At 65.4% G+C, this 20,988-nt stretch carries 21 protein-coding genes; 5 read left to right on the top strand and 16 right to left on the bottom strand.

Annotation, left to right across the window (positions count from 1 at the left end; genetic code table 11):
• Positions 1-6 precede the first annotated feature (6 nt).
• The 3 genes from AC5RTB_RS10620 (at position 7) to disA (ending at position 3,784) form a co-directional block, all read left to right on the top strand.
• The gene (locus AC5RTB_RS10620; protein WP_494061032.1) at positions 7-1,134 is read left to right on the top strand and encodes an FUSC family protein; all 1,128 of its coding nucleotides are present in this window, start codon (positions 7-9) and stop codon (positions 1,132-1,134) included.
• Between the two features lie 41 nt (positions 1,135-1,175).
• Positions 1,176-2,552: a DNA repair protein RadA gene (gene radA, locus AC5RTB_RS10615; RefSeq protein WP_494061031.1), complete on the top strand. Its 1,377-nt coding sequence runs from the start codon at positions 1,176-1,178 to the stop codon at positions 2,550-2,552.
• Between the two features lie 155 nt (positions 2,553-2,707).
• Complete coding sequence (gene disA, locus AC5RTB_RS10610) at positions 2,708-3,784, top strand: DNA integrity scanning diadenylate cyclase DisA (RefSeq protein ID WP_494061030.1); 1,077 nt, start codon at positions 2,708-2,710, stop codon at positions 3,782-3,784.
• Positions 3,785-3,832: 48 nt separating this feature from the next.
• Here disA and AC5RTB_RS10605 read toward each other — a convergent pair whose 3' ends face one another.
• Positions 3,833-4,501 carry a DUF4232 domain-containing protein gene (locus AC5RTB_RS10605; RefSeq protein WP_494061029.1) on the bottom strand — a complete coding sequence of 223 codons (669 nt, stop codon included), beginning with the start codon at positions 4,499-4,501 and terminating at the stop codon, positions 3,833-3,835.
• Positions 4,502-4,610: 109 nt separating this feature from the next.
• On the opposite strand from AC5RTB_RS10605, the gene AC5RTB_RS10600 reads away from it, so the two are divergent.
• Together AC5RTB_RS10600 and AC5RTB_RS10595 are read left to right on the top strand one after the other, a co-directional pair.
• Entirely contained in the window at positions 4,611-5,546 is a 936-nt protein-coding gene (locus AC5RTB_RS10600; protein WP_494061184.1) for an HhH-GPD family protein, read from the top strand.
• A gap of 139 nt (positions 5,547-5,685) precedes the next feature.
• Positions 5,686-6,165, top strand: a complete 480-nt coding sequence (locus AC5RTB_RS10595) for a hypothetical protein (RefSeq protein ID WP_494061028.1) — start codon at positions 5,686-5,688, stop codon at positions 6,163-6,165.
• Positions 6,166-6,193: 28 nt separating this feature from the next.
• On the opposite strand, the gene dhaM is transcribed toward AC5RTB_RS10595, so the two are convergent.
• From dhaM to AC5RTB_RS10520, 15 genes are all read right to left on the bottom strand, one after another.
• Positions 6,194-6,922 carry a dihydroxyacetone kinase phosphoryl donor subunit DhaM gene (dhaM, locus tag AC5RTB_RS10590; protein ID WP_494061027.1) on the bottom strand — a complete coding sequence of 243 codons (729 nt, stop codon included), beginning with the start codon at positions 6,920-6,922 and terminating at the stop codon, positions 6,194-6,196.
• Positions 6,919-7,557, bottom strand: a complete 639-nt coding sequence (gene dhaL, locus AC5RTB_RS10585; RefSeq protein ID WP_494061026.1) for a dihydroxyacetone kinase subunit DhaL — start codon at positions 7,555-7,557, stop codon at positions 6,919-6,921. The genes dhaM and dhaL overlap by 4 nt, the downstream gene beginning before the upstream one ends.
• Positions 7,558-8,559 (bottom strand): dihydroxyacetone kinase subunit DhaK, encoded by a 1,002-nt coding sequence (gene dhaK, locus AC5RTB_RS10580; protein WP_494061025.1) that lies wholly within the window; start codon positions 8,557-8,559, stop codon positions 7,558-7,560.
• Between the two features lie 244 nt (positions 8,560-8,803).
• Positions 8,804-8,977: a CsbD family protein gene (locus tag AC5RTB_RS10575; RefSeq protein ID WP_494061024.1), complete on the bottom strand. Its 174-nt coding sequence runs from the start codon at positions 8,975-8,977 to the stop codon at positions 8,804-8,806.
• Between the two features lie 113 nt (positions 8,978-9,090).
• Positions 9,091-9,600, bottom strand: a complete 510-nt coding sequence (locus AC5RTB_RS10570; protein WP_494061023.1) for an amino-acid N-acetyltransferase — start codon at positions 9,598-9,600, stop codon at positions 9,091-9,093.
• A gap of 28 nt (positions 9,601-9,628) precedes the next feature.
• Complete coding sequence (locus tag AC5RTB_RS10565; protein WP_494061022.1) at positions 9,629-11,719, bottom strand: S9 family peptidase; 2,091 nt, start codon at positions 11,717-11,719, stop codon at positions 9,629-9,631.
• Positions 11,720-11,864: 145 nt separating this feature from the next.
• The gene (locus tag AC5RTB_RS10560; RefSeq protein WP_494061021.1) at positions 11,865-14,372 is read right to left on the bottom strand and encodes an ATP-dependent Clp protease ATP-binding subunit; all 2,508 of its coding nucleotides are present in this window, start codon (positions 14,370-14,372) and stop codon (positions 11,865-11,867) included.
• Positions 14,373-14,493: 121 nt separating this feature from the next.
• A complete protein-coding gene (locus AC5RTB_RS10555) occupies positions 14,494-14,817 on the bottom strand; it encodes a histone-like nucleoid-structuring protein Lsr2 (RefSeq protein ID WP_494061020.1) in 324 nt (107 codons plus the stop codon).
• A gap of 94 nt (positions 14,818-14,911) precedes the next feature.
• Complete coding sequence (locus AC5RTB_RS10550) at positions 14,912-15,094, bottom strand: hypothetical protein (RefSeq protein ID WP_494061019.1); 183 nt, start codon at positions 15,092-15,094, stop codon at positions 14,912-14,914.
• Positions 15,095-15,097: 3 nt separating this feature from the next.
• Positions 15,098-16,552: a lysine--tRNA ligase gene (lysS, locus tag AC5RTB_RS10545; protein ID WP_494061183.1), complete on the bottom strand. Its 1,455-nt coding sequence runs from the start codon at positions 16,550-16,552 to the stop codon at positions 15,098-15,100.
• Between the two features lie 67 nt (positions 16,553-16,619).
• On the bottom strand, positions 16,620-17,531 hold the full coding sequence (panC, locus tag AC5RTB_RS10540; protein WP_494061018.1) for a pantoate--beta-alanine ligase: 912 nt from the start codon (positions 17,529-17,531) through the stop codon (positions 16,620-16,622).
• Positions 17,528-18,463: a Rossmann-like and DUF2520 domain-containing protein gene (locus AC5RTB_RS10535; RefSeq protein ID WP_494061017.1), complete on the bottom strand. Its 936-nt coding sequence runs from the start codon at positions 18,461-18,463 to the stop codon at positions 17,528-17,530. The genes panC and AC5RTB_RS10535 overlap by 4 nt, the downstream gene beginning before the upstream one ends.
• Complete coding sequence (locus AC5RTB_RS10530) at positions 18,450-19,988, bottom strand: PH domain-containing protein (protein WP_494061016.1); 1,539 nt, start codon at positions 19,986-19,988, stop codon at positions 18,450-18,452. The genes AC5RTB_RS10535 and AC5RTB_RS10530 overlap by 14 nt, the downstream gene beginning before the upstream one ends.
• Positions 19,985-20,497 carry a PH domain-containing protein gene (locus AC5RTB_RS10525; protein ID WP_494061015.1) on the bottom strand — a complete coding sequence of 171 codons (513 nt, stop codon included), beginning with the start codon at positions 20,495-20,497 and terminating at the stop codon, positions 19,985-19,987. The genes AC5RTB_RS10530 and AC5RTB_RS10525 overlap by 4 nt, the downstream gene beginning before the upstream one ends.
• Complete coding sequence (locus AC5RTB_RS10520; RefSeq protein ID WP_494061014.1) at positions 20,490-20,981, bottom strand: DUF3180 domain-containing protein; 492 nt, start codon at positions 20,979-20,981, stop codon at positions 20,490-20,492. Before AC5RTB_RS10520 ends, AC5RTB_RS10525 begins: the two co-directional genes overlap by 8 nt.
• Positions 20,982-20,988 lie beyond the last annotated feature (7 nt).

Here is a 20,988-nt window from a genome sequence, read left to right as displayed (position 1 = left end):
AGTCGTATGACCCGGGGATCCCGACTGGACCGCGCACGTTCGTTTGTGCGCACCCGATCCCGGGTCGGACTGCGGCGCAGCCGCTCCTCCTTGTTTCCGGCCGTGCAGATCACCGTCGGCGCCGTGGGGGCGTACGCCTTCGCCGAGCAGGTGCTCGGCCATGAGGCCCCGCTCTTCGCTGCCACCTCAGCGCTCATCGCGTTGGGATTCTCCCGTGATCCCCGTTTGCGCCGCGTGCTCGAGGTGGGTATCGGGTGCACGCTCGGCATCGCCGTGGGCGACGTGCTGTTGGCGCTGCTCGGCACAGGCCTGTGGCAGGCCGCCATCGTGCTTTTTCTGTCAGTGCTGCTGGCCCGGTTCCTGGACAGCGGAACCATCTTCACCACGCAACTGGCCCTGCAGTCGCTCCTGGTTGTGCTTCTGCCCGCGCCGGAAGGCGGGCCGTTCACGCGGAGTGCGGACGCCATCGTCGGTGGTGTCATCGCCCTGCTGATCACTATGGCAATACCCCGGGACCCGCGCCGCGAACCCAAAGGCGATGTCCGGAAGCTTCTCGGGGAACTGTCGGGGGTGCTGCGGGAGAACGCACGGGCGCTGTCCGCGAGCGACCCCACGCAGGCTTGGCATGCACTGGTCCGGGCGCGCAACTGCCAGCCGATCATGGACGGTCTGTCCGGTTCGATGCGCGCGGCCGCGGAGGTTGCCCGAATATCCCCGGCGTACCGAAGACACCGCGGCGAGATAGGTGAGCTCAGGGGGTCGATCGACTATATCGATCTGGCAATCCGCAACAGCCGGGTGTTCTCGCGGCGGCTCACCTCGGTCATCAACCATGCGGCACTCTCGGACGACGCCGTACAGTCCCTCTCGCAGGTGATCGAGGATACTGCCGATGCGGTGGATGTCCTGGCGCTTGCCCTTCACTCCTCCTCCACAGCCGAACGGGATCAACACCTACGCAGGGCGCGGGAGGACCTGGCGGCCGTGGCCACGGTGCTGCACCCGACCCGGCTCAATGTGGAGCGCCTTGAGGGCGAGGGGCTGGTTATCCTGTATCGGCCGCTGGTCGTCGACCTGCTCGAGGCCACCGGGCTGTCCCACGAGGACGCCGCCGGGTACCTGCCGAAACTGTGAGCCTCCTCAGGACTGTCAGAAGCACCGAGTACGTTTGAGGCATGGCAACAAAGACCTCGCGCTCGCGCACGCAATCCCCCGCCTACCGCTGCGGTGAGTGCGGCTGGAGCACCGCCAAGTGGGTTGGCAGGTGCGGGGAGTGCCAATCCTGGGGAACGGTCGAGGAGACTGCCGCCGCAGGTGTAGCGCGTACGACGGCGGCTACTACCGTTGCGCACCCGGCCCTCCGGATTGCCGATGTAGACGCCACTACCGCGTCCTACCAGCCCACCGAGATCGGTGAACTGGACCGGGTCCTTGGCGGTGGGCTGGTCCCGGGGGCAGTAATCCTGGTGGCCGGGGAACCCGGCGTCGGCAAGTCCACGCTGCTGCTCGATGTCGCGGCGCGGGTTGCACGGCTGGGACGCACCGTCCTGTACGTCACGGGTGAGGAATCCTCCGCCCAGGTGAAGTTGCGGGCGGAGCGCATCGGCGCACTCGCGGACACGCTGTACCTGACGGCTGAGTCGGACCTGAGCCAGGCTCTGGGTCAGGTGGAGAAGGTGGATCCGGCATTGCTCATCGTCGACTCGGTGCAGACCCTCAGCAGTCCGGCCGTTGAAGGCAGCGCCGGTGGTGTCACGCAGGTGCGGGAAGTGGCGGCGTCGCTCATCAACGCGGCAAAGACCCGCGGGATGACCACGCTGCTGGTGGGTCACGTCACCAAGGACGGTTCAATCGCGGGCCCCCGCCTGCTGGAGCACCTGGTGGACGTAGTCTGCCAGTTCGAAGGTGAGCGGCACTCGCGTCTTCGCCTGATGCGCGCGGTCAAGAACCGCTACGGGCCCACTGATGAGGTCGGGTGCTTCGACCTGACTGATACCGGAATTGAAGGACTCGCGGATCCGAGCGGACTGTTTGTATCCCGCACCAAAGAGCCTGTGTCAGGAACCTGCATCACGGTCACCCTTGAGGGCCGACGGCCACTACTGGCTGAGGTTCAGGCGCTGCTGGCCGAGTCCGCGAACGCCCAACCCCGGCGTGCCACCAGCGGTTTGGACGGCTCCAGGGTGTCAATGCTCCTCGCGGTCCTGCAGCGCCGCGCGTCACTGCAGCTCCACAAGGATGACAGCTACGTGGCCACGGTGGGCGGAGTGAAGCTGACCGAGCCGGCAACGGACCTCTCGGTTGCCCTCGCCATCGCATCGGCCAAGACCAACCAGGCGCTCCCCTCCCGCATGATCGCGTTCGGGGAAGTGGGTCTCGCAGGAGAGGTCCGTCCTGTCCCGGGTATTTCGCGACGCATCCAGGAGGCCGAACGCCTTGGGTTCACCCACGCCGTCGTACCGGAATCGCCGAACGGGCCCGGCAAGGTTCCCGCCGGCTTCACTGTGAAGCAGATCAGCACCCTCACGGAGGCCCTGGAGCTGCTCTTCTGACCCATCCACGGCTCCGGTGGGGCCGTAGATGGGCCGTACTGCGCTGAACGTTACGGATTTGAGCAGGGGCTGGGCCGTCAAGCGGATACGTGCTCCCATAGGATTAGGAACTGCCGGGCCGTGCATTCGCCTGTCCAGCGGGAAGAGGGAGTGAGATGGTACGCAGTCCGGAGGACGCGCTGAAGGCAACCTTGGCGCGGGTGGCGCCGGGTACGCAGTTGCGCGATGGCCTTGAGCGGATCCTGCGCGGCCGCACCGGCGCCCTGATTGTCCTTGGGTTCGACCGCACAGTGGACTCAATCTGTTCGGGTGGCTTCGACATCGGGATCGATTTCTCACCGACCCGCCTGCGCGAGCTTGCAAAAATGGACGGCGCGATTGTCTGCGACCGGGACGCGAGCAACATCCTGCGCGCCGGTGTGCAGCTGGTGCCGGACCATCGTATTGAAACGCAGGAATCGGGGACCCGGCATCGGACGGCTGAACGCGTTGCCATCCAGACTGGAGTCCCTGTGATCTCGGTGAGCCAGTCCATGCAGATCATCGCGCTTTACGTCGACGGTCTCCGTCACGTACTTGAGGGGTCAGAACCCGTGCTGGCTCGCGCCAACCAGGCGCTGGCCACCCTCGAGCGCTACCGTGCCCGGCTCGACCAGGTCACCGGGTCCCTTTCCGCGCTCGAAATCGAAGCCATGGTCACCGTCCGCGACGTCGCGGTCACCCTGCAGCGCCAGGAAATGGTACGGCGCATCTCCGAGGAAATCTCGCAATACGTGCTTGAGCTCGGCATCGACGGCCGCCTCCTCTCGCTCCAGGTTGAGGAGCTCACCACGGGTCTGGGCCCGGGCAGCGAGATGGTCCTCCGCGACTACTCCGGACTGGGCGGCAGCAGCACACCGGTCGAGGATCAGCTGGCCCGCCTCCAGGGATTCAGCTCCACGGACCTCATCGACCTCGGAACAATCGCGAGCGTGCTCGGGTTCAACCCGTCCACCGACTCACTCGACGCGGTCGTACAGCCCAAGGGATTCCGGCTGCTTTCCGGCATCAAGGCCGTTCCGCCCACCGTCGCGAATCGGCTGGTGGATCACTTCGACGGGCTGCAGAACCTTATGGCCGCCAACATCGATGACCTCATGGCGGTAGACGGCATCGGTGAGCAGCGGGCGCGGACGGTCCGGGAAGGCCTCTCCAGAATTGCGGAGACCAGCCTGCTCGATCGCTTCATGTAAGCAGACCGCTTCGCGTCGTCCCGCTTTCCTGCGTGGACTGCCCGGGTCCTACTCGAGCGTGAACGGGATGTCGTCACTGGTGCGCTCACCAAGACGCGTCTGGAACGCGTACTGGCCCGGGCCCGGCACAGCGTCCACCTCGGCGCACTCGGGTGTGCTTCTCATCCGTTCCCACGTAAACCGCGCTGTCTCCGACTCTCCCGGCTCGATAGTCACCTCGAGGTCCTCCGCGCCTTCCTGACAGTCGCGGGAGGAGAAGATTCGATCGTCGCCGCTGGTGACAAGGAACTCCATCTGCGATGTTCCGACGTTGACGGGGCAGGGCACGTCGCCCGTGTTGCTGACCGTCAGGGAGAGAACCGGGGACTGGTCAGCTGCGTAGGTCTCGGCGTCGGTGCTGCCGGTGACCTCGATGGAGGCCGGATTGCACACCGGCTCGGTTGGAGTGGCAGAGGGTGTCGGGGACGCCGACGCGGTTGTCGTGGGCGGTGCAGACGGATCAGGGGCAGCGCTGGTGGGGCCGGCGGCGGCGGCCGGAGCAGGTGCCGTGTCACCGCGAAACATACCTGCAATGGCGATGCCTGCCCATATGAGGCCCCCGATAAGCAGGAGGGCGAGCAACGCGACCATCTGACGGCGTCGCTTGTATACCCGGGGGCTGGGTTTCCCCTGGGGCCTTCTCACCCGGCTGCTGCCTGTACCTCCTGCCGAGCTCATGGTTCAAGGCTAAGAGACTGAGGCGCAACAGGCCTGCGCACCACGCCGCGGAGCCCTCACTTCCACCTGGTGCTTCGATAGGGTGGATCCTGCCTGTTTCCCAAGATTTCTGGAGCTCCCCGTGGACACCGCCGTGCTGCATGCTCGACTGATCGACTGGTTCGACGACGCGGCCCGCGACCTCCCGTGGCGGCTTCCCTCCCGCACGCCCTGGGGAGTTCTTGTCAGTGAGTTCATGCTCCAGCAGACTCCCGTATCGCGCGTTCTGCCCGTCTGGGAGGACTGGATGTCCCGGTGGCCAACGCCGGCGGACCTTGCCGCAGCGCCGTCGGGGGACGCTCTCCGGCACTGGGGCCGTCTGGGTTACCCGCGAAGGGCCCTTCGCCTGCATGCGGCGGCGACCGCCGTCGTCGTCCGCCATGAGGGCGAAGTACCCGGCTCGTATGACGACCTGCTCGCGTTGCCGGGCGTCGGCACCTACACCGCTGCCGCCGTCGCTGCCTTCGCTTTCGGACGTCGCGAAACGGTGGTCGATACGAATATCCGCCGCGTGCACGCCCGACTGGTGGGTGGAGCGGCGCTGCCCGCACCGTCGCTGACTGCTGCAGAAATGAAGCGGGCTGCCGGTCTTCTGCCCGACGACGACGCCGCCTCCGTCCGCTGGAACGTGGCTGTGATGGAGTTGGGGGCGCTCGTGTGCACCGCGCGGACTCCTGACTGCGAGCGGTGTCCGGTAATCGACCGCTGCGCCTGGGTAGCGGCGGGGAAGCCCGCTCCTACGTATGTACCCAAGGGCCAGTCCTGGGCGGGCACCGACCGTCAGGTGCGCGGCGCGATCATGCATGTCCTGCGGCACGCCGAGACGCCGGTGCCGCGGCCGCTGATCCACGAGCGACCGGTTGACATTGCGCACGGGACACCTGCGGTGCTCGAGAAACTGTACGGGCTGAACGCGCCGCTGGAACAGCTCGAGCGCGCCCTCGATGGTCTTCTCGCCGACGGGCTGGCCGAGGAGACACCTCGCGGCTTGCGGCTCCCCGCCTGACCTCTCCGGAGGTTTTGAGCACCTATGGCGGGATCGACCGTCGCGGACTCACCGGAACTGTACAAAAGTTCCGGGCGGAGGGCGTAATCGGTATCCGATCGTTCCCGGCGACCGACCGGAAGGCGCCTATCCTGCTTTCATGGGAGGCTTCCGGGCAGCACCTGCAGTCACCGGCGTCGTGCTGTGTACAGCGTGCGCGGGCGGCGGGACGGGCCCGCTGGAGTGCACGGAAATTGGTGCCGAACCGGGTGTATCAATCACCGTCGCAGAAAACATGGCGGACGCAATCGAGGACCCGGTGCTTGAGGTTTGCACCGATGATTGCCGGACCTACGATCTGGAACTTCGACCGGGAAGCGAGACAGTCGACCTCGGCTGCGACTCCACCGAACCCGAGGGCAGCTGCTCCGCGAGTGTCCGGCCAGACGGCACCCTCGTGGGGTTCGTCAGTGTTGCTGAGCTGTCCACTGAAGAGGTTGGCGTGACGGTGATATCCGGCGGCGGCACCCACTACCGCACCGCGGGCACACCGGAACCGGTCTACCCGAACGGCCCCGATTGCCCTGGCGAGGCTCTGCAGCTGTCTCTGACGCTCGACGACGGCGCCCTCACCTCCTGAACCCGGACGCCTGAGCCCGGAATTTTCGCTAGAGCTCCCCGAACCCCGCCTTCACTTCGCCGCCGATGTACTCAATGGCTTCCTGTGCCTGCGGACCGGTGGCCTCCGCCCGCAGCTCCTGCCCCTCGCCGAGCGCGAGCGACATCAGCAGCATCACTGACTTGCCGTCGACGCCGTTGACGTTCACTTCAGCGTCCATATCCGTCAACGCCCTTGCGATCACGGCCGCAGGGCGGGCGTGCAGGCCCATCTTGTTCCGCAGTCTCCACGCACCGGTCACAGGCGGCCCTGTTGGCTCCTCCGGCTGTGCCGACGGACCGGGAGCCGCGGCCCCGTGGGACACGAACGGTTCGAGCGCTTCAGGGTCGATGGACACGATGGCGCGTTCGGCAGCCGAAGCAACCTCATCCACGGTGCTGCCGGACTCCGCCTGCACAGCCGCCGCAACAGATCCCTCGACCAGTGCAGCCCGGGGAAGTCTGATCCGCGATCTGGCCTCCGCCGGAAGGAACTCAAGCGTCATTTCCGCCGTCATCACAGCCGAACCAAGGTCAGTGAGGACTACGACGCCGTCGCCCTGCTCTGCTTCCTCGAGCGCAGACTGCACCTTCTCGAGGCTCGTGCCGATGCGGGACGGTGAATCGCTGGTGCCGCCGGCAGCTACCATCTGGACACTGGGCGCCATCTGCGCTGCAAGCTCGACTACTCCCTCGGCGATCTTGCTGCTGTGGGAGACGATCACCAGGCCGACCGTCATTGGTCCGGCCTTGCAGTGTCAGCGGCCGCCTGAAGGATCAGCGCGGTGGACTGTGCACCGGGATCACGGTGACCGGCGCTGCGTTCACCCAGGTAGCTGGCCCTGCCCTTCCTGGCGATGAGCGGTTCGGTGGCAACGGCGCCCGCCTGCGCGGCATTGGCCGCAGCCTCGAGCACCTCGACGCTCGACACGTCCGCAGAATGCGCCGTTTCGGCAGCCTCAACGGCCGGAGTCCACGCGTCGATCATGGTTTTGTCGCCCGGCTCAGCCTTGCCGCGCGCCACCACGCCGTCGCGCGCCGCGGTCAGGAAGGCGACGACGGCGGCAGGATCGATCTCAGCTGCGTCGCCCAGCGCTGTGGCCGCGCGGAGGAAGGCGGTGCCGTACAAGGGTCCGGCGGCCCCGCCCACGGTGGACATCAGGGTCATGGCCGTGAGCTTGAATACCGCCGCCGGGGTCTCCTGGCTGCCGTCGTCGAGCTTGGCCACCACAGCAGCGAATCCGCGCTGCATGTTCTCACCATGGTCGGCGTCGCCGATCGCGCGGTCCAGCTCCATCAACTCAGAGCGATGCTCCGTGAGGACACGCGAGCATTCCCGGATCCAGGCTTCGGCCCAGTGCGCAGTCAACGCCATTTACACACCCCATCTCAGGGCCGGCGTCCACACCGGCGTGTCCCAGAGTTCCACCATTTCATCGTCGAGCTTCAGCACCGAAATCGATGCTCCCTCCATCTCAAGGGCGGTGATGTAGTTCCCGACGAGGGATCGTTCCACTGAGACGCCGCGTTCGGCGAGTACCTGCCGCGCGCGCCGGTACACGATGTAAAGCTCGCTGGCCGGGGTGCCGCCCATGCCGTTGACGAAGAGCAGCACGCGATCGCCGTCGGAGGCTTTCAGGTCACTGAGGATGGGCTCCAGGAGGCGATCCGTAATGCCGTCCGCATTCTCCATCGCTATCCGGTGCCGGCCAGGCTCCCCGTGAATGCCGATGCCGATCTCGATCTCTTCCTCGGTCAGCTCGAAACTGGGAACACCGGCATGCGGGACCGTACAGGCGGAGAGCGCCACGCCCATTGAGCGGACGTTGTCGTTGACGCGTTGAGCGATCTGGGTGACGGCGTCGAGCGAATCACCGCGCTCCGCTGCTGCCCCTGCTATCCGCTCCACGAGCACCGTCCCGCCGACGCCGCGCCGACCGGCGGTGTACAGCGAATCTTCCACAGCCACGTCGTCATTGATCAGCACCGATTGGACCTCGACGCCCTCGGCCTGCGCCATCTCCGCCGCTGTCTCGAAGTTCAGGACGTCGCCCGTGTAGTTCTTGACAATGTGGAGCACTCCGGCACCGCCGTCGACGGCGAGCGTGGCCGGAATGATCTGGTCCGGGGTGGGCGAGGTGAACACCGCGCCGGGTACGGCTGCGTCGAGCATTCCGCGGCCCACGAACCCGGCGTGCAGGGGTTCATGGCCGCTTCCGCCGCCCGAGACGAGACCCACCTTGCCTTTCACCGGAGTGTCCTTGCGGGTGATGAAAAGCGGGTCGGAATGCACCTCGACCAGATCAGCGTGGGCGGCCCCGAACCCCTCAACGGATTCAGTTACCACTGACTGCGGGTCATTGATGAGCTTCTTCATACGAATCTCCTTGACGGTGATCGACGGGGTGGATGACCGGTTCGCCATTGATCGGCCCGCTTCGTGTCCTGTTACAGGAAACATCCATACCCGGCAGGCCGCAAGGGTACTTGAACACTACTCTGCGCCAGCGACGGTTGCCCAGACTTTCCCGGGCGCGAAAAGCCCCAGACACAGTTGTGGGAAGGGCCCGAGAGGGTCCTTCCCACAACTGGTGGCCTAGAGGCACCAAATCAGATGCCGATTATTTCTTGAAGGCGTCCTTGATGTTCTCGCCGGCGTCCTTGAGATTGGCCTTGCTCTGGTCCTTCTGACCTTCAGCTTCCATTTCCCTGTCACCGGTGGCCTTGCCCAGGCCTTCCTGGATCTTGCCGCCCAACTTCTCGGCCTTGTTCTGTGTCTTGTCGTCTGCACCCATGGCGTTCCGCCTTTCGTCGACGTTCCGTCCCCCATTTGGGAGGACTCACCTGGCCTTCAAATACCAAGCACACTTAGTTTATCGAAAACTGCCCCCCTCTGGCTAGATGGGTCTCAGAGATCGCAGATCATCCTCGTGTTGCCGAGGGTGTTCGGCTTCACCCGCGCCAGGTCCAGGAACTCCGCCACGCCCTCGTCATGCGAGCGCAGAAGCTCGGAGTAGACCACCGGGTCTACGGCAGACTGGTCCTCCATGACCCGGAATCCGTGGCGCCGGAAGAAGGCCTCCTCGAAGGTGAGGCAGAAAACCCTCCGCACGCCGACGGCGCGCGCTTCCTCCAGTAGCGCATTGACGATGGCGCTGCCCACTCCCCTGCCGCGCGCCGCCTGAGCGGTCGCCAGGGTACGGATCTCGGCGAGGTCCTCCCACATGACGTGGAGGGCTCCGCATCCCAGCACGGCGCCGTCGTTGTCTTCGGCGATCTTGAACTCCTGGAGGCCCTCGTAATAGGCAACCGTCTCCTTGGCGATCAGGATGCGTTCCTCCGCAAGCGGGGCCACGAGCTGCTTGATGATGGGCACGTCAGCGGTGGTCGCGCGGCGGATACGAAAGGATTGGCTCACCCGACCCAGTCTAGAGAACCGGAGGCTTCTACAGTCCCAGCTCAGCCGGCAGATCCACCTTCTCGCCCAGTACGTGACGGGCCAGAAAGTGCTCGACGACGGAGTACCAGATCTTCGCGTGCTGCGGCTTGAGGATCCAGTGGTTCTCATCCGGGAAGTAGAGGAACCGGTGTTCGGTTTCCCCGTCAGGCCCCGCGGGCAGCTGGGACCGGGATAGGAGCTCGTACCAGAGCCGCAGGCCTTCGCCGATCGGCACGCGGTAGTCCTTGTCGCCGTGGATGACGAGCATCGGGGTGGTGATTTTCTCAACGTGGGCGTGCGGTGAGTTGGCGAGCGCCATCTCGGGCGTCATCTCCTTCTCCCAGTAGAACGAGGCATCAGTGGTGGGCCCGAACTGGTCCAGCGCCCACAGGCTGGCATGGGTGACGATCGCCTTGAAGCGGTCGGTGTGCCCGGCCACCCAGTTGGCCATGTAGCCGCCGAAGGAACCGCCCATCGCCGCCGTCCGGTTCTCGTCAATGTCCGCGCGGGCAACAACTGCGTCCGTTGCCGCCATCAGATCCGTGTAGGGCGCGTCTCCCCACGCACCCCATCCACGGTCGATCATTACCTGGCCGTATCCCGTGGAAAGGGCCGGATCCGGCAGCAGGACCGCGTATCCCTTCGCCGCCAGCAGCCACGGCGACCAGCGCCACGTCCACGCGTTCCAGGAGCCCAGCGGCCCGCCGTGGATCCAGAGCAGCAACGGCGCCGGATTGGAGTCACTGGCGCCTTCCGGCAGTACGAGGTAGGACTTCACCGGGTGCCCGTCGGCCCCTGTGGTCTCGACCCGCTCAAGCGTTCCGGGAAGGGCCGGGCGCTCACTCGGGGCGGGAAGTGCTGAAACGGTTCCTGTGGCCAGTTCAATCCGCACCGGCTCCGGCGGGAACTCGTAGGAGCTGCGCAGCGCGTAGGCGGTGGCCCCGTCCGGTGAGACAACGACGTCGGTGTAGGACGCCGCATCCGCCGTCACCCGCCTGACCTGACCTGTAGCGACGTCGATGGTGAAGACCGGGGAGGCGCCGTCCTCGTCGGCCGTAACCACCAGTGTGCTTCCATCGGGCAGCCACGCCGCGGGATTGGGCCAGCGGTCCCAGTCGGACGCCAGCGGCGTGAGCCGTTCGCCGGCCGCGGGAAGGAGACCGAGCTCCACCTTGGGCGGGGCATCCGGGCCGGTCCTGTGCCTCACCACAACAACGGCGGTGGAGCTGTCCGGACTGATGGGGCCGGCGTCGTAATTGAAGTCCGGATGATCGAGGATGACGGTGCGCTCCCCGGTCGCAGCATCGATGCGTACGAGCAGCGAGCGCTGGTCTCCTCCACCGATGGAGACGGTCTGCGAGGTGAGCAGGAACGTGCCGTCCGGACTGATGCGCGGAGTGGCGTCTCGCAGCCCCGTTCCGATGTCCCCGGTGACATTGCGGAGCGTGAGGGGAGGTTCGTCGTCGACAGTGACCGGCTGGGCATCGCCCCGCTCACCGTTCTCGGCCAGGAAGTAGCGGGGCTCTGCCGGGCCCAGATCGGCATCCCAGCGGCGGACCGGATAGCCCGTGTGCAGGATCGCGGCGACCCCTGCTTCCTTGCGTGCCTTGCGGCGTTCCTCATCATCCGATTCGTCAGTCGATCCCGCCAGGACCTCCGCCACCACGACGACGGCGTCCGCCTCCGCAGCAGCGGTGACCGATTGCACTCCTCCCGCACGGGAATGCACGACGCGAGCTTCGCCGCCTGCGGCAGGAATCTTCCAGAGCGCTGCGACGGGCTCTTCATCTGAATTCTCCGGGTCCGGCCGCGTGGAGGTGAACAGCAGCTCGCCGCCTGGCAGGAAGGCGGCGCCCGATTCGCCCTTTGAGCTGCGGGTGATGCGCCGTGCGCGTTGACGGCCAGTCGGGTCGAGCTCCCAGAGGGCGGAGACGTACGCCGTGCGTTTCGGATTGAGGGTAGCCACCGAGGTAACGAGCCGTGTGCCGTCGGCGCTGAGCGAGAGTCCGCGCAGGCGCGGCAGGGCAACGAAACGATCCAGGTCATGGAAGGCAGAGTCGGCGTTCGCGGGGGTGTGCGAATCGGATGCGGAAGTCATAAACCATCTTTACCACCCGATGTGTGCCACTTCACAACCCGGTCGTTCGTGGCCGGGGCTTGAAGCACTCCGAGCCCCGGCCTTAAAGCAATCATGCCCGCACCGACGATCCGGTGCGGGCATGGTCACTTGATGATGTTCAGACCTACTCGGGGACGACCGCCTCGATAGCCGGCGGCACGTCCTCGATCTCCTTGGGCGCGCCGCGTCCCACGAAGGTGAAGCGAGCTTCCTCGCCCTCGCCCTCGACGTCGACCGAGACGATTTCGCCGGACTTGATGTCTCCGAAAAGGATCTTCTCGGACAGTTGGTCCTCGATCTCGCGCTGGATGGTCCGGCGCAGCGGCCGCGCGCCCATCGCCGGGTCGTAGCCACGAGTGGCGAGCAGCACCTTGGCGGCGGGAGTGAGCTCGATGCTCATGCCCTTGTCCGCCATGCGCTTGCTGAGACGCTCGAGGAACAGATCGACGATCTGGATGATTTCGTCCTGGGTCAACTGCGGGAACACCACGGTGTCATCGACACGGTTCAGGAACTCAGGGCGGAAGTGCTGCTTGAGCTCTTCGGTGACCTTCGCCTTGATCCGGCTGTAGCTCGTGTTGGTGTCAGTGCCCGACTGGAAGCCGGTCATGACGCCCTTCGAGATATCCCGGGTACCCAGGTTGGTGGTCATGATGATCACGGTGTTCTTGAAGTCCACCACGCGGCCCTGGCTGTCGGTCAGGCGGCCGTCTTCCAGGATCTGGAGCAACGAGTTGAAGAGATCAGCGTGTGCCTTCTCCACCTCATCGAACAGGACAACGGAGAACGGGCGACGGCGGACCTTCTCGGTAAGCTGGCCGCCCTCTTCATAACCCACATACCCGGGGGGCGCGCCGAAGAGGCGGGAAACCGTGTGCTTCTCCGAGTACTCCGACATGTCCAGGGTGATCAGGGCGTCTTCATCACCAAAGAGGAATTCGGCCAGTGCCTTGGCGAGCTCCGTCTTACCGACGCCGGTGGGGCCGGCGAAGATGAATGAGCCACCGGGACGCTTGGGATCCTTAAGGCCGGCGCGGGTACGGCGGATGGCCTGGGAGATCGCCTTGATGGCGTCATCCTGGCCGATGACCCGCTTGTGCAGCTCATCTTCCATCTTGAGCAGGCGCGAGGACTCTTCCTCGGTGAGCTTGAAGACGGGGATGCCGGTGGAGTTGGCCAGGACCTCGGCGATCAGTTCCTCGTCAACCTCGGCGATGTCATCCAGGCCACCTGACTTCCAGCGGCGCTCCTTGTCCACGCGCTCATCGTGGAGCTTCTGCTCCCGATCACGCAGGCGGGCAGCCCCCTCGAAGTCCTGGGCGTCGATGGCGGATTCTTTCTCCCGCTTCACGGTAGCGATGCGCTCATCGATCTCCTTGAGCTCCGGCGGGGCCGTCATGCGACGAATGCGGAGTCGCGCTCCGGCTTCGTCGATGAGGTCAATGGCCTTGTCCGGCAGGAACCGGTCGGAAATGTAACGCTCAGCCAAATTCGCAGCGGAAGCGAGGGCGGCATCAGTGATCGAGACGCGGTGGTGTGCCTCATAGCGGTCCCGCAGCCCCTTCAGGATTTCGATGGCGTGCGCCACCGAAGGCTCCTGCACCTGGATCGGTTGGAAGCGGCGCTCAAGTGCGGCGTCCTTCTCGATGTGCTTGCGGTACTCATCCAGCGTGGTGGCGCCGATGGTCTGCAGCTCGCCGCGGGCGAGCATGGGCTTCAGGATGGATGCGGCGTCGATAGCGCCTTCAGCTGCACCGGCGCCAACCAGGGTGTGGATCTCATCGATGAACAGGATGATGTCTCCGCGGGTGCGAATTTCCTTCAGGACCTTCTTCAGTCGCTCTTCGAAGTCACCGCGGTAGCGGGAACCGGCAACAAGCGAACCGAGGTCGAGCGTGTAGAGCTGCTTGTCGCGGATGGTCTCGGGGACATCTCCGCGGACGATCGCCTGTGCCAGGCCCTCGACGACGGCGGTCTTGCCGACACCGGGCTCACCGATGAGCACCGGGTTGTTCTTGGTGCGGCGCGAGAGAACCTGCATGACGCGTTCCATCTCAAGCTCGCGCCCGATGACCGGGTCCAGCTTGCCCTCGCGCGCAGCCTGGGTGAGGTTTCGGCCGAACTGGTCCAGGACAACAGAGCCGGCAGGAGTGCCCTCCTGCTGCTGACCGCCGGACGCCACGGGCTCTTTGCCCTGGTAGCCGGACAGCAGCTGGATGACCTGCTGGCGGACTCGGTTCAGGTCAGCGCCAAGCTTGACCAGCACCTGCGCGGCAACACCCTCACCCTCACGGATGAGGCCGAGCAGGATGTGCTCGGTGCCGATGTAGTTGTGACCGAGCTGGAGCGCCTCACGCAGGGAGAGCTCAAGCACCTTCTTGGCGCGCGGAGTAAAGGGGATGTGACCGGAGGGGGCCTGCTGGCCCTGCCCGATTATCTCCTGCACCTGCTCGCGCACCGCGCCCAGGGAAATACTCAGTGATTCGAGCGCCTTTGCGGCGACGCCCTCACCCTCGTGAATTAGCCCAAGCAGGATGTGCTCGGTGCCGATGTAATTGTGGTTGAGCATGCGGGCCTCTTCTTGGGCCAGCACTACAACTCGACGGGCACGATCCGTAAATCTCTCAAACATGAGGCACACTCCTAGCTAACGCGTAGTTCGATGCTACGTGCCTAGGAAGGGCTTGTGGGGCGTGTTCGCCACAGGCGAGATAGCCCGGTTGCGACGGGGAGTCCGGACCGCCACGGATGGACTAGCGCTGGGCCGCCCGGTATGCCTCGATGATTTCGGAATTGACCCTGCCGCGTGCGGACACGTTGTACCCGTTCGCCTTTGCCCATTCGCGGATCTGGGCCGCTTCCTGGTTTCGCGCACCAGGAGCATTCTGGCGCTGTTTGGGCTGGCTCTCCCGCCGGGCCGCGGAGACGTAGCTTGAGAGAGCACTCCGCAGTTCCTCAGCGTGCGCTGTTGAGAGGTCTATTTCATACTGGGTGCCGTCGAGGCCGAACCTCACGGTTTCATCTGCCTCGCCGCCATCGAGGTCGTCAATCAGAATGATTTTGACTTTCTGCGCCACGATATTCTCCTCAATCGGCCCGGACAGGTATTACACAACAATTATCGTCCGTATTAAAGCCAAACGTCAAAGAGAAAAAGTCGCCCTGAAGGCTTTACTGCTCCCCCGGTACATCCTCCTGAGACGGGGGCGGTTTTGTTATTGCATTCTCCCTGCTGCTTCGTTCCGCAGATTCCGCTTCACGCTCCGCGCGGTCCGCGTTGAAGATCGCCTTCATGACGAAGTAGAAGATGACGCCAACCGCAAGGGAAGGCAGGAGAACAGCCAAATACTCCATGAATTATCCAAGCTCCGGCTTCAAGAGGGGGAAAAGGATGGTTTCGCGGATTCCGGCGGAGGTAAAAAGCATGACGAGGCGATCGATACCCAACCCGATCCCGCCCATTGGCGGGGCGCCGTATTCGAGGGCGCGAAGGAAGTCCTCGTCCAGCTGCATGGCTTCCTCATCCCCGGCCGCTGCCCGCCGAGACTGCTCGGTGAGGCGCTCCCGCTGGATAACCGGATCGATGAGTTCGGAGAATGCCGTGCCCCGTTCCATACCGCCGATGATGAGATCCCACGCCTCGATCAGGTGTGGCTGATCCCGGTGCTGGCGGGCCAGGGGCTGCGCGGAGGGCGGGTAATCGTAGACGAACGTAGGCTGCAACAAAGTCGGCTCGACAATTTCTCCGAAGAGTTCCAGAACCAGCTTTTCCTCGTCCCAGGCGGGGTCCACTGAAATTTCCCGTTCCCCGGCGATCTCCAGCAGCGTTTCCTTGCCGGTTTCCGGGGTGATTTCACGGCCTACAGCTTCGGAGAGTCCCGGGTAAACCCCGAGCCAGTGCCATTCGCCGTCCAGATCAATGGTCCCGGCCCCGGTTTCAATCTGTCGGGACCCGAGGAGGTCTGCGCAATTCAGGATCATCTCCTTCATTCGTTCAGCCATCACGAACTGGTCGGCATAAGCTTCGTAGCACTCGAGCATGGTGAATTCGGGGCTGTGCGTGGAATCGACGCCCTCATTGCGGAATATCCGCCCAATTTCGTAGACCCGGTCGATCCCGCCAACAACTGCACGCTTCAGATAGAGCTCCAGCGCGATGCGGAGGGTCATTTTCTGGTCGAACGCGTTCACATGGGTCTCGAAGGGTCTAGCCGCTGCGCCTCCGTGGACCAGCTGGAGGATGGGCGTCTCCACCTCGATGTACTCACGGGAGTGAAGTGTCTCGCGGATACTGCGGGTGATCATGGCCCGCGTTCTGACCATCTGCCGCGCTTCCTCACGCACCAGCAGGTCAACGTAGCGCTGCCGGACACGGGTCTCCTCATTGACCCCGGCATGCAGTGTGGGCAACGGACGCAGCGCCTTTGACGCCATCTCCCACCCCGAAGCCATGACGGAGAGTTCACCGCGGCGCGAACTGATCACCTCGCCGGTGACCTGCACATGGTCGCCGAGGTCAACGGTTGCCTTCCAGTCCGCCAGTGACTCCTCACCCACGGCCGCGAGGCTCAGCATGGCCTGCAGCCGCGTCCCGTCACCCTCCTGAAGGGTGGCGAAGCAGAGCTTTCCAGTATTGCGGAGAAAGACCACCCGGCCCACCACGCTGACGTGCTCGCCGGTGGAATCGCCCGCCTCCAGGTGCGTGAAGCGTTCGCGGATTTCCCCCAGAGAGGCGGTCCTCTCCGGCTTGACCGGATACGGTTCGTGACCGCGCTCCAGCAGGCGCTCGCGCTTTTCCATTCGGATGCGCATCTGCTCGTTGAATTCTTCGGTGGTGAGGATCTGCTGCTCAGTGGTCACGGTATCTAAGGTTACCGGTTCAGCCCTGCGCTTCCGCCGGGACTGCTTTCAGCGGCTGGTTGTCGATGAGCCTGACGCTGCCCACGCGTGCGGCAATCAGGGCCAGGCCCTCTCCCGAGAAGGGAGTCTCCCGGCAGTTGAAGGCCAGCGACTCCAAAGTGTCGGGATCCACTACCTCGAAGTACTCCAGCTTCACCAGCGGCTGGCTTCGGACCAACCCGACGGCGGAATCCAGGTCCAACGGTTCACAGCGGGAAGCACGCCGTGCCAACAGGCGCAGCGCGCGGGACAAGACCAAGGCTGCCTCCGCCTCTTCCTCGCTCAGGAAGCGGTTTCGGCTCGAGAGGGCGAGCCCTTCGGCCGACCGGACCGTGGGCACTGCCCGGATGTCGGCCGCGAAGTTGAGGTCGCGGGCCATCCTGCGGATCAGGGCCAGCTGTTGGGCGTCCTTCTGCCCGAAGTAAGCCCGGTAGGTTGCATCCGCGGCCGGCCACGCGAGGTGCAGCAGCTTGGCGACGACGGTGAGCATGCCGTCGAAGTGTCCCGGCCGGAACTCACCCTCGAACCTTTCGCCGAGGCGCCCGGCCGAGACCCGAACCAGCGGCTCACCAGCCGGGTACACCTCATCCTGGGACGGCGCGAACACCAGGTCCACACCGCACTCTCCGAGGAGCTCGACGTCGGTCTCGAGCGTCCTCGGGTATCGCTCAAGGTCGGTAGGGTCACCGAACTGGAGGGGGTTCACGAAGATAGTGGCAACAACGACGTCGTTCTCCTCCCGGGCCGCGCGGGCAAGCGCAGCGTGGCCCTCGTGCAGGGCGCCCATGGTGGGAACAAGCCCCAGACTGGCTGGACCGGGACCAGCAGCGTCCAGCAGCTGGATCGTCGCGGCGCGTAGTTCAGCGACGGTCGTGAGAACCTGTGGGCTCATTCAATTCCTTCCTTCCCGGGCACCGCGAGTGCGTCAGCGATCACCCGCGCCTGTTCCGGGGTGAGTACGCCCCGCTCCACGGCGCGACGGGTAGTGACGGCAGCCAGCCGGGTGTAGGCGAGATGGATGTCCTCCGGAGCATCGGCGAGCGCAGCCGCATGCGCTGCCACCGTCCCGGCGTCACCACGCGCAACAGGACCGGTCAACGCACCCTCACCAGCAGCGAGAGCGTTCTCCAGTGAGGCACGCATCAGCGGCCCCAGCAACCGGTCCGGGCGCTCCACTCCGATGCCCGCCAGCAGCTGCGTGGACTGCGCTGCGAGGGTGACCAGATGATTCGACGCGTGCGCCAGCGCCGCGTGATACAGAACCCGGTCCTCCTCCTCGATGACCACCGGCTCCGCGCCCATCTCCACCACCAGCGCCTGCGCCACGGGAAGGACTGCGGAGGGGGCGGTAACACCGAAAGTACAGTCGGGCAGCCGGGTGAGGTCCAGGCTCATGCCCGTGAAGGTCATCGCGGGGTGCAGCGCCAGCGGGATGGCGCCAAGCTTCCGCGCGGGCTCGAGCACCGCTGTGCCTAACCGGCCCGAGGTGTGGGCCACGAGCTGGCCGGGCTGCCATGCGCCCACGGCGGCGAGGCCTGAGACGAGCTCCGGTAGGGCGTCGTCGGGCACTGCCAGCAGGACCAGTTCCGCGCGCTCGATGATCTCCGGAATCTCAAGCACCGGGACACCCGGCAGCAGGTTCTCGGCCCGCTCCCTGCTTGCTTCAGAAACGGCGGAGACCCCGACGACGGCGTGTTCAGCTGCGCGCAGCGCAGCGCCAAGTACCGCGCCGACCCTGCCGGCACCGATTACACCGACCCCCAGCCTCCCCGGCTTCCGGCGCGATGCTCCCGTCCGACGAGCCGGATACTCAGGGACGCTCATGGGCTGGACCTTCCAGGTAGGACGGCGGTGGGGGCATGACGGGCGTTTCAGGGAACTCGTCCGGCTCTCCAGCCGCCTCCTCCACCTGTACAGGCCTCATCCACTGTTCGGGACGGCTGCGCCGGCGAGCATCGGCCGCCCGCGTTGCCTGATCGTGGAAGAGCTGCCAGGCATCCTGGTCGTCGATCTGGCGGACACGGGGCGATACCGGCCCGGGAGTGGTGTGGAAAATGAGGTCGGCAACGCCGAATCTGCGCGCCAGCGGCCCCTGGTGCAGGGCCAGAGACTGGGTGCGCTCGTGAGGTACGACGGCGAGCTGCCGCCACCACGCACCGGAGCGCGCCAGCAGCGCAGTGCGCGTCACCGCCACTGCGTTGCGCCGCCAGGCCAACGGTGCGATCAGCCGGGCCCGTCGTGGAGTGGTGATGAATCCGGCATCGGAATCACGCCCGGCGAGTCCGGCGGAGAACACCTCGACCGGCGAATCGGTTCCGGGATCGGGAAGAACCAGCGCGATGACCTGAAGCACCTCGTCGAGCGTTCCTACCGGAAGGAGGGTGGCGCGTGCCTGCGCCTCGCCGCTCGCGGAGGCGCCGTAACCGGCAACGTTGACGGTGACCTTGTACCAACCCTTCATGCGCCACAACGGTGACTGGACCACGCCGACTGCCTGCACCCGTCCGGGCGGCACTGTCTGGGTTCGCGTGTCCAGAAGGCCGTAACGGATCCGGATGCCGTCCGGGGATATAGCCGCTCGGAAATTGAAGCCTGTGTTCAGTACGTTCCAGTAGCCGCCGATCACACCGATCAGGATGGGAACGAAACCGGCGAGCAGCACCCCGGTGTCCAGGACGATCGCGAAGACCACCACAGCGATGAAACTTATGAAAACCGTGACCGTGTTGCCGGACAGGGCGGCTGCGCCCAGGACGCGTGCAGGGGTCAGAGCCAGCACCTCACGTTCAGGCGCTTCGGGAATGTCCTGCGGGTGCTCGGGGTCGACGGCGACGCCGGCCGCACGCGCCAGAATTGTGGCACGCAGTTGCTGGGCCTCGCCGAGCTTCAGGAAGGAAAGCCGCACAGCCGATTCACCGGCGTCGGCCACATCGAACTTCAGTTCCGCGAGGCCGAAGACCCTGGCGAGGAAAGGCTGCACTACGTCAATGGCCTGGACCCGATCCAGCCGGGCCTGACGGTGCTGGCGGAAGATCACGCCGGAGTTCACCCGCACGTGTTCCTCGGTCACCTGGTAGCGCGTGTAGTACCAGGACAGGAAGAACCCGGCCGCAATCAGCAGCACAACGCCCACGGCGAGCGCGATCGCAATGGGCAGGCTGCCCACCGCTTCTCCTCGGAAGCCCCTCGGCTCCCCTACCAGGAATCCTTCGAACCAGTCGCGTCCGCCAAAGAAAATCAGTGCCGCAATCGCGATCCAGCCTCGGACCAGCGGCGAGATGATGTGGACGCGCTTCCATTCATCCGGGGAACCGGACAGTACTTCCGGGTCAGGGGCAGAGCCGGTCACAGCCCCGCCAGCTTCGCTTCACCGCGTGCCGAGAGCTGCTCACGCAGACGCGCTCCCTCGCTGGAAGGAAGGCCGGGAATTTCGGCATTCGTGCCCGGAGAGGCGGTGTGCAGCTTGAGAGTGCACAGGCCCAGGGCGCGCTCGACCGGGCCGACGGCAACGTCCACGTACTGCATGCGCCCATAGGGCACCACCATGGTGCGCTGGAAGAAGATTCCTTGCCGGATCAGCAGGTCCTCGTTCCGTTCCGCGTAGCCGATAGCGCGCACCTGCCGGGGCAGCAGGAGACCACGCCACCCGGCCAAGACAACGACGGCGGCGGGCAGCCCCCAGGCAAGCAGTGACGGGAAGCGCGGCAGCACTCCGGTCAACATCAGGACGAGCGGCACCGAGAAAATAACCAGGAAGATGAGGCTGCCGATCGCCCACCCTGCGAGTCGGACCCACAGGTATTTCGACGAGACCCGGGTCCACTCGATGCCCGCCGGATCTATTGGTTCCCTACGCATACTCCCCCTCGCCGCTCTCCCCCGATGATCTGGATCCGGCCTCGTCGTCGGGGGGAAGCTTGCAGAAACTCTCCACGATCAGTCCGGTTCCAATCATGACTACGCCACCGGCGATCACGGCCAGCGAACCCCATACCGGGCCGACGTTGCTGCGCACCCCCATCAGCGTCAGCTGGTCGGCGAGGACACCGATGTGCCACCCGGTGGTCAGTGCACCGGCGTACGCGGTTGCCTGCGCGAGGATGACCGTGCGCGCGGCGAGTATGGGATCCAGGATCCGCTTTCGGTTGCCGGCACGCCAGCGTCGCACCCGGAGCCCGAACACAAGGGTCACGGCGACGACGACCGCGATGGTCAGCAGCGAGCTCAACGGAAGCGACGGCGTGGGAAAACCGTTCCGGGTGGCCCACCAGTTGATCAGCCATCCCGCGGCGCCGAACACCAGCCCGATAAGAACAAGCCAGGCGATTCTGATCGAGGCCACGGCTGCG

The sequence above is a fragment of the Arthrobacter sp. M71 S08 genome, assembly GCF_059089725.1.
The sequence above is the reverse complement of the archived record's forward strand: the minus strand, read 5'-3'. Positions and strand labels throughout refer to the sequence as shown.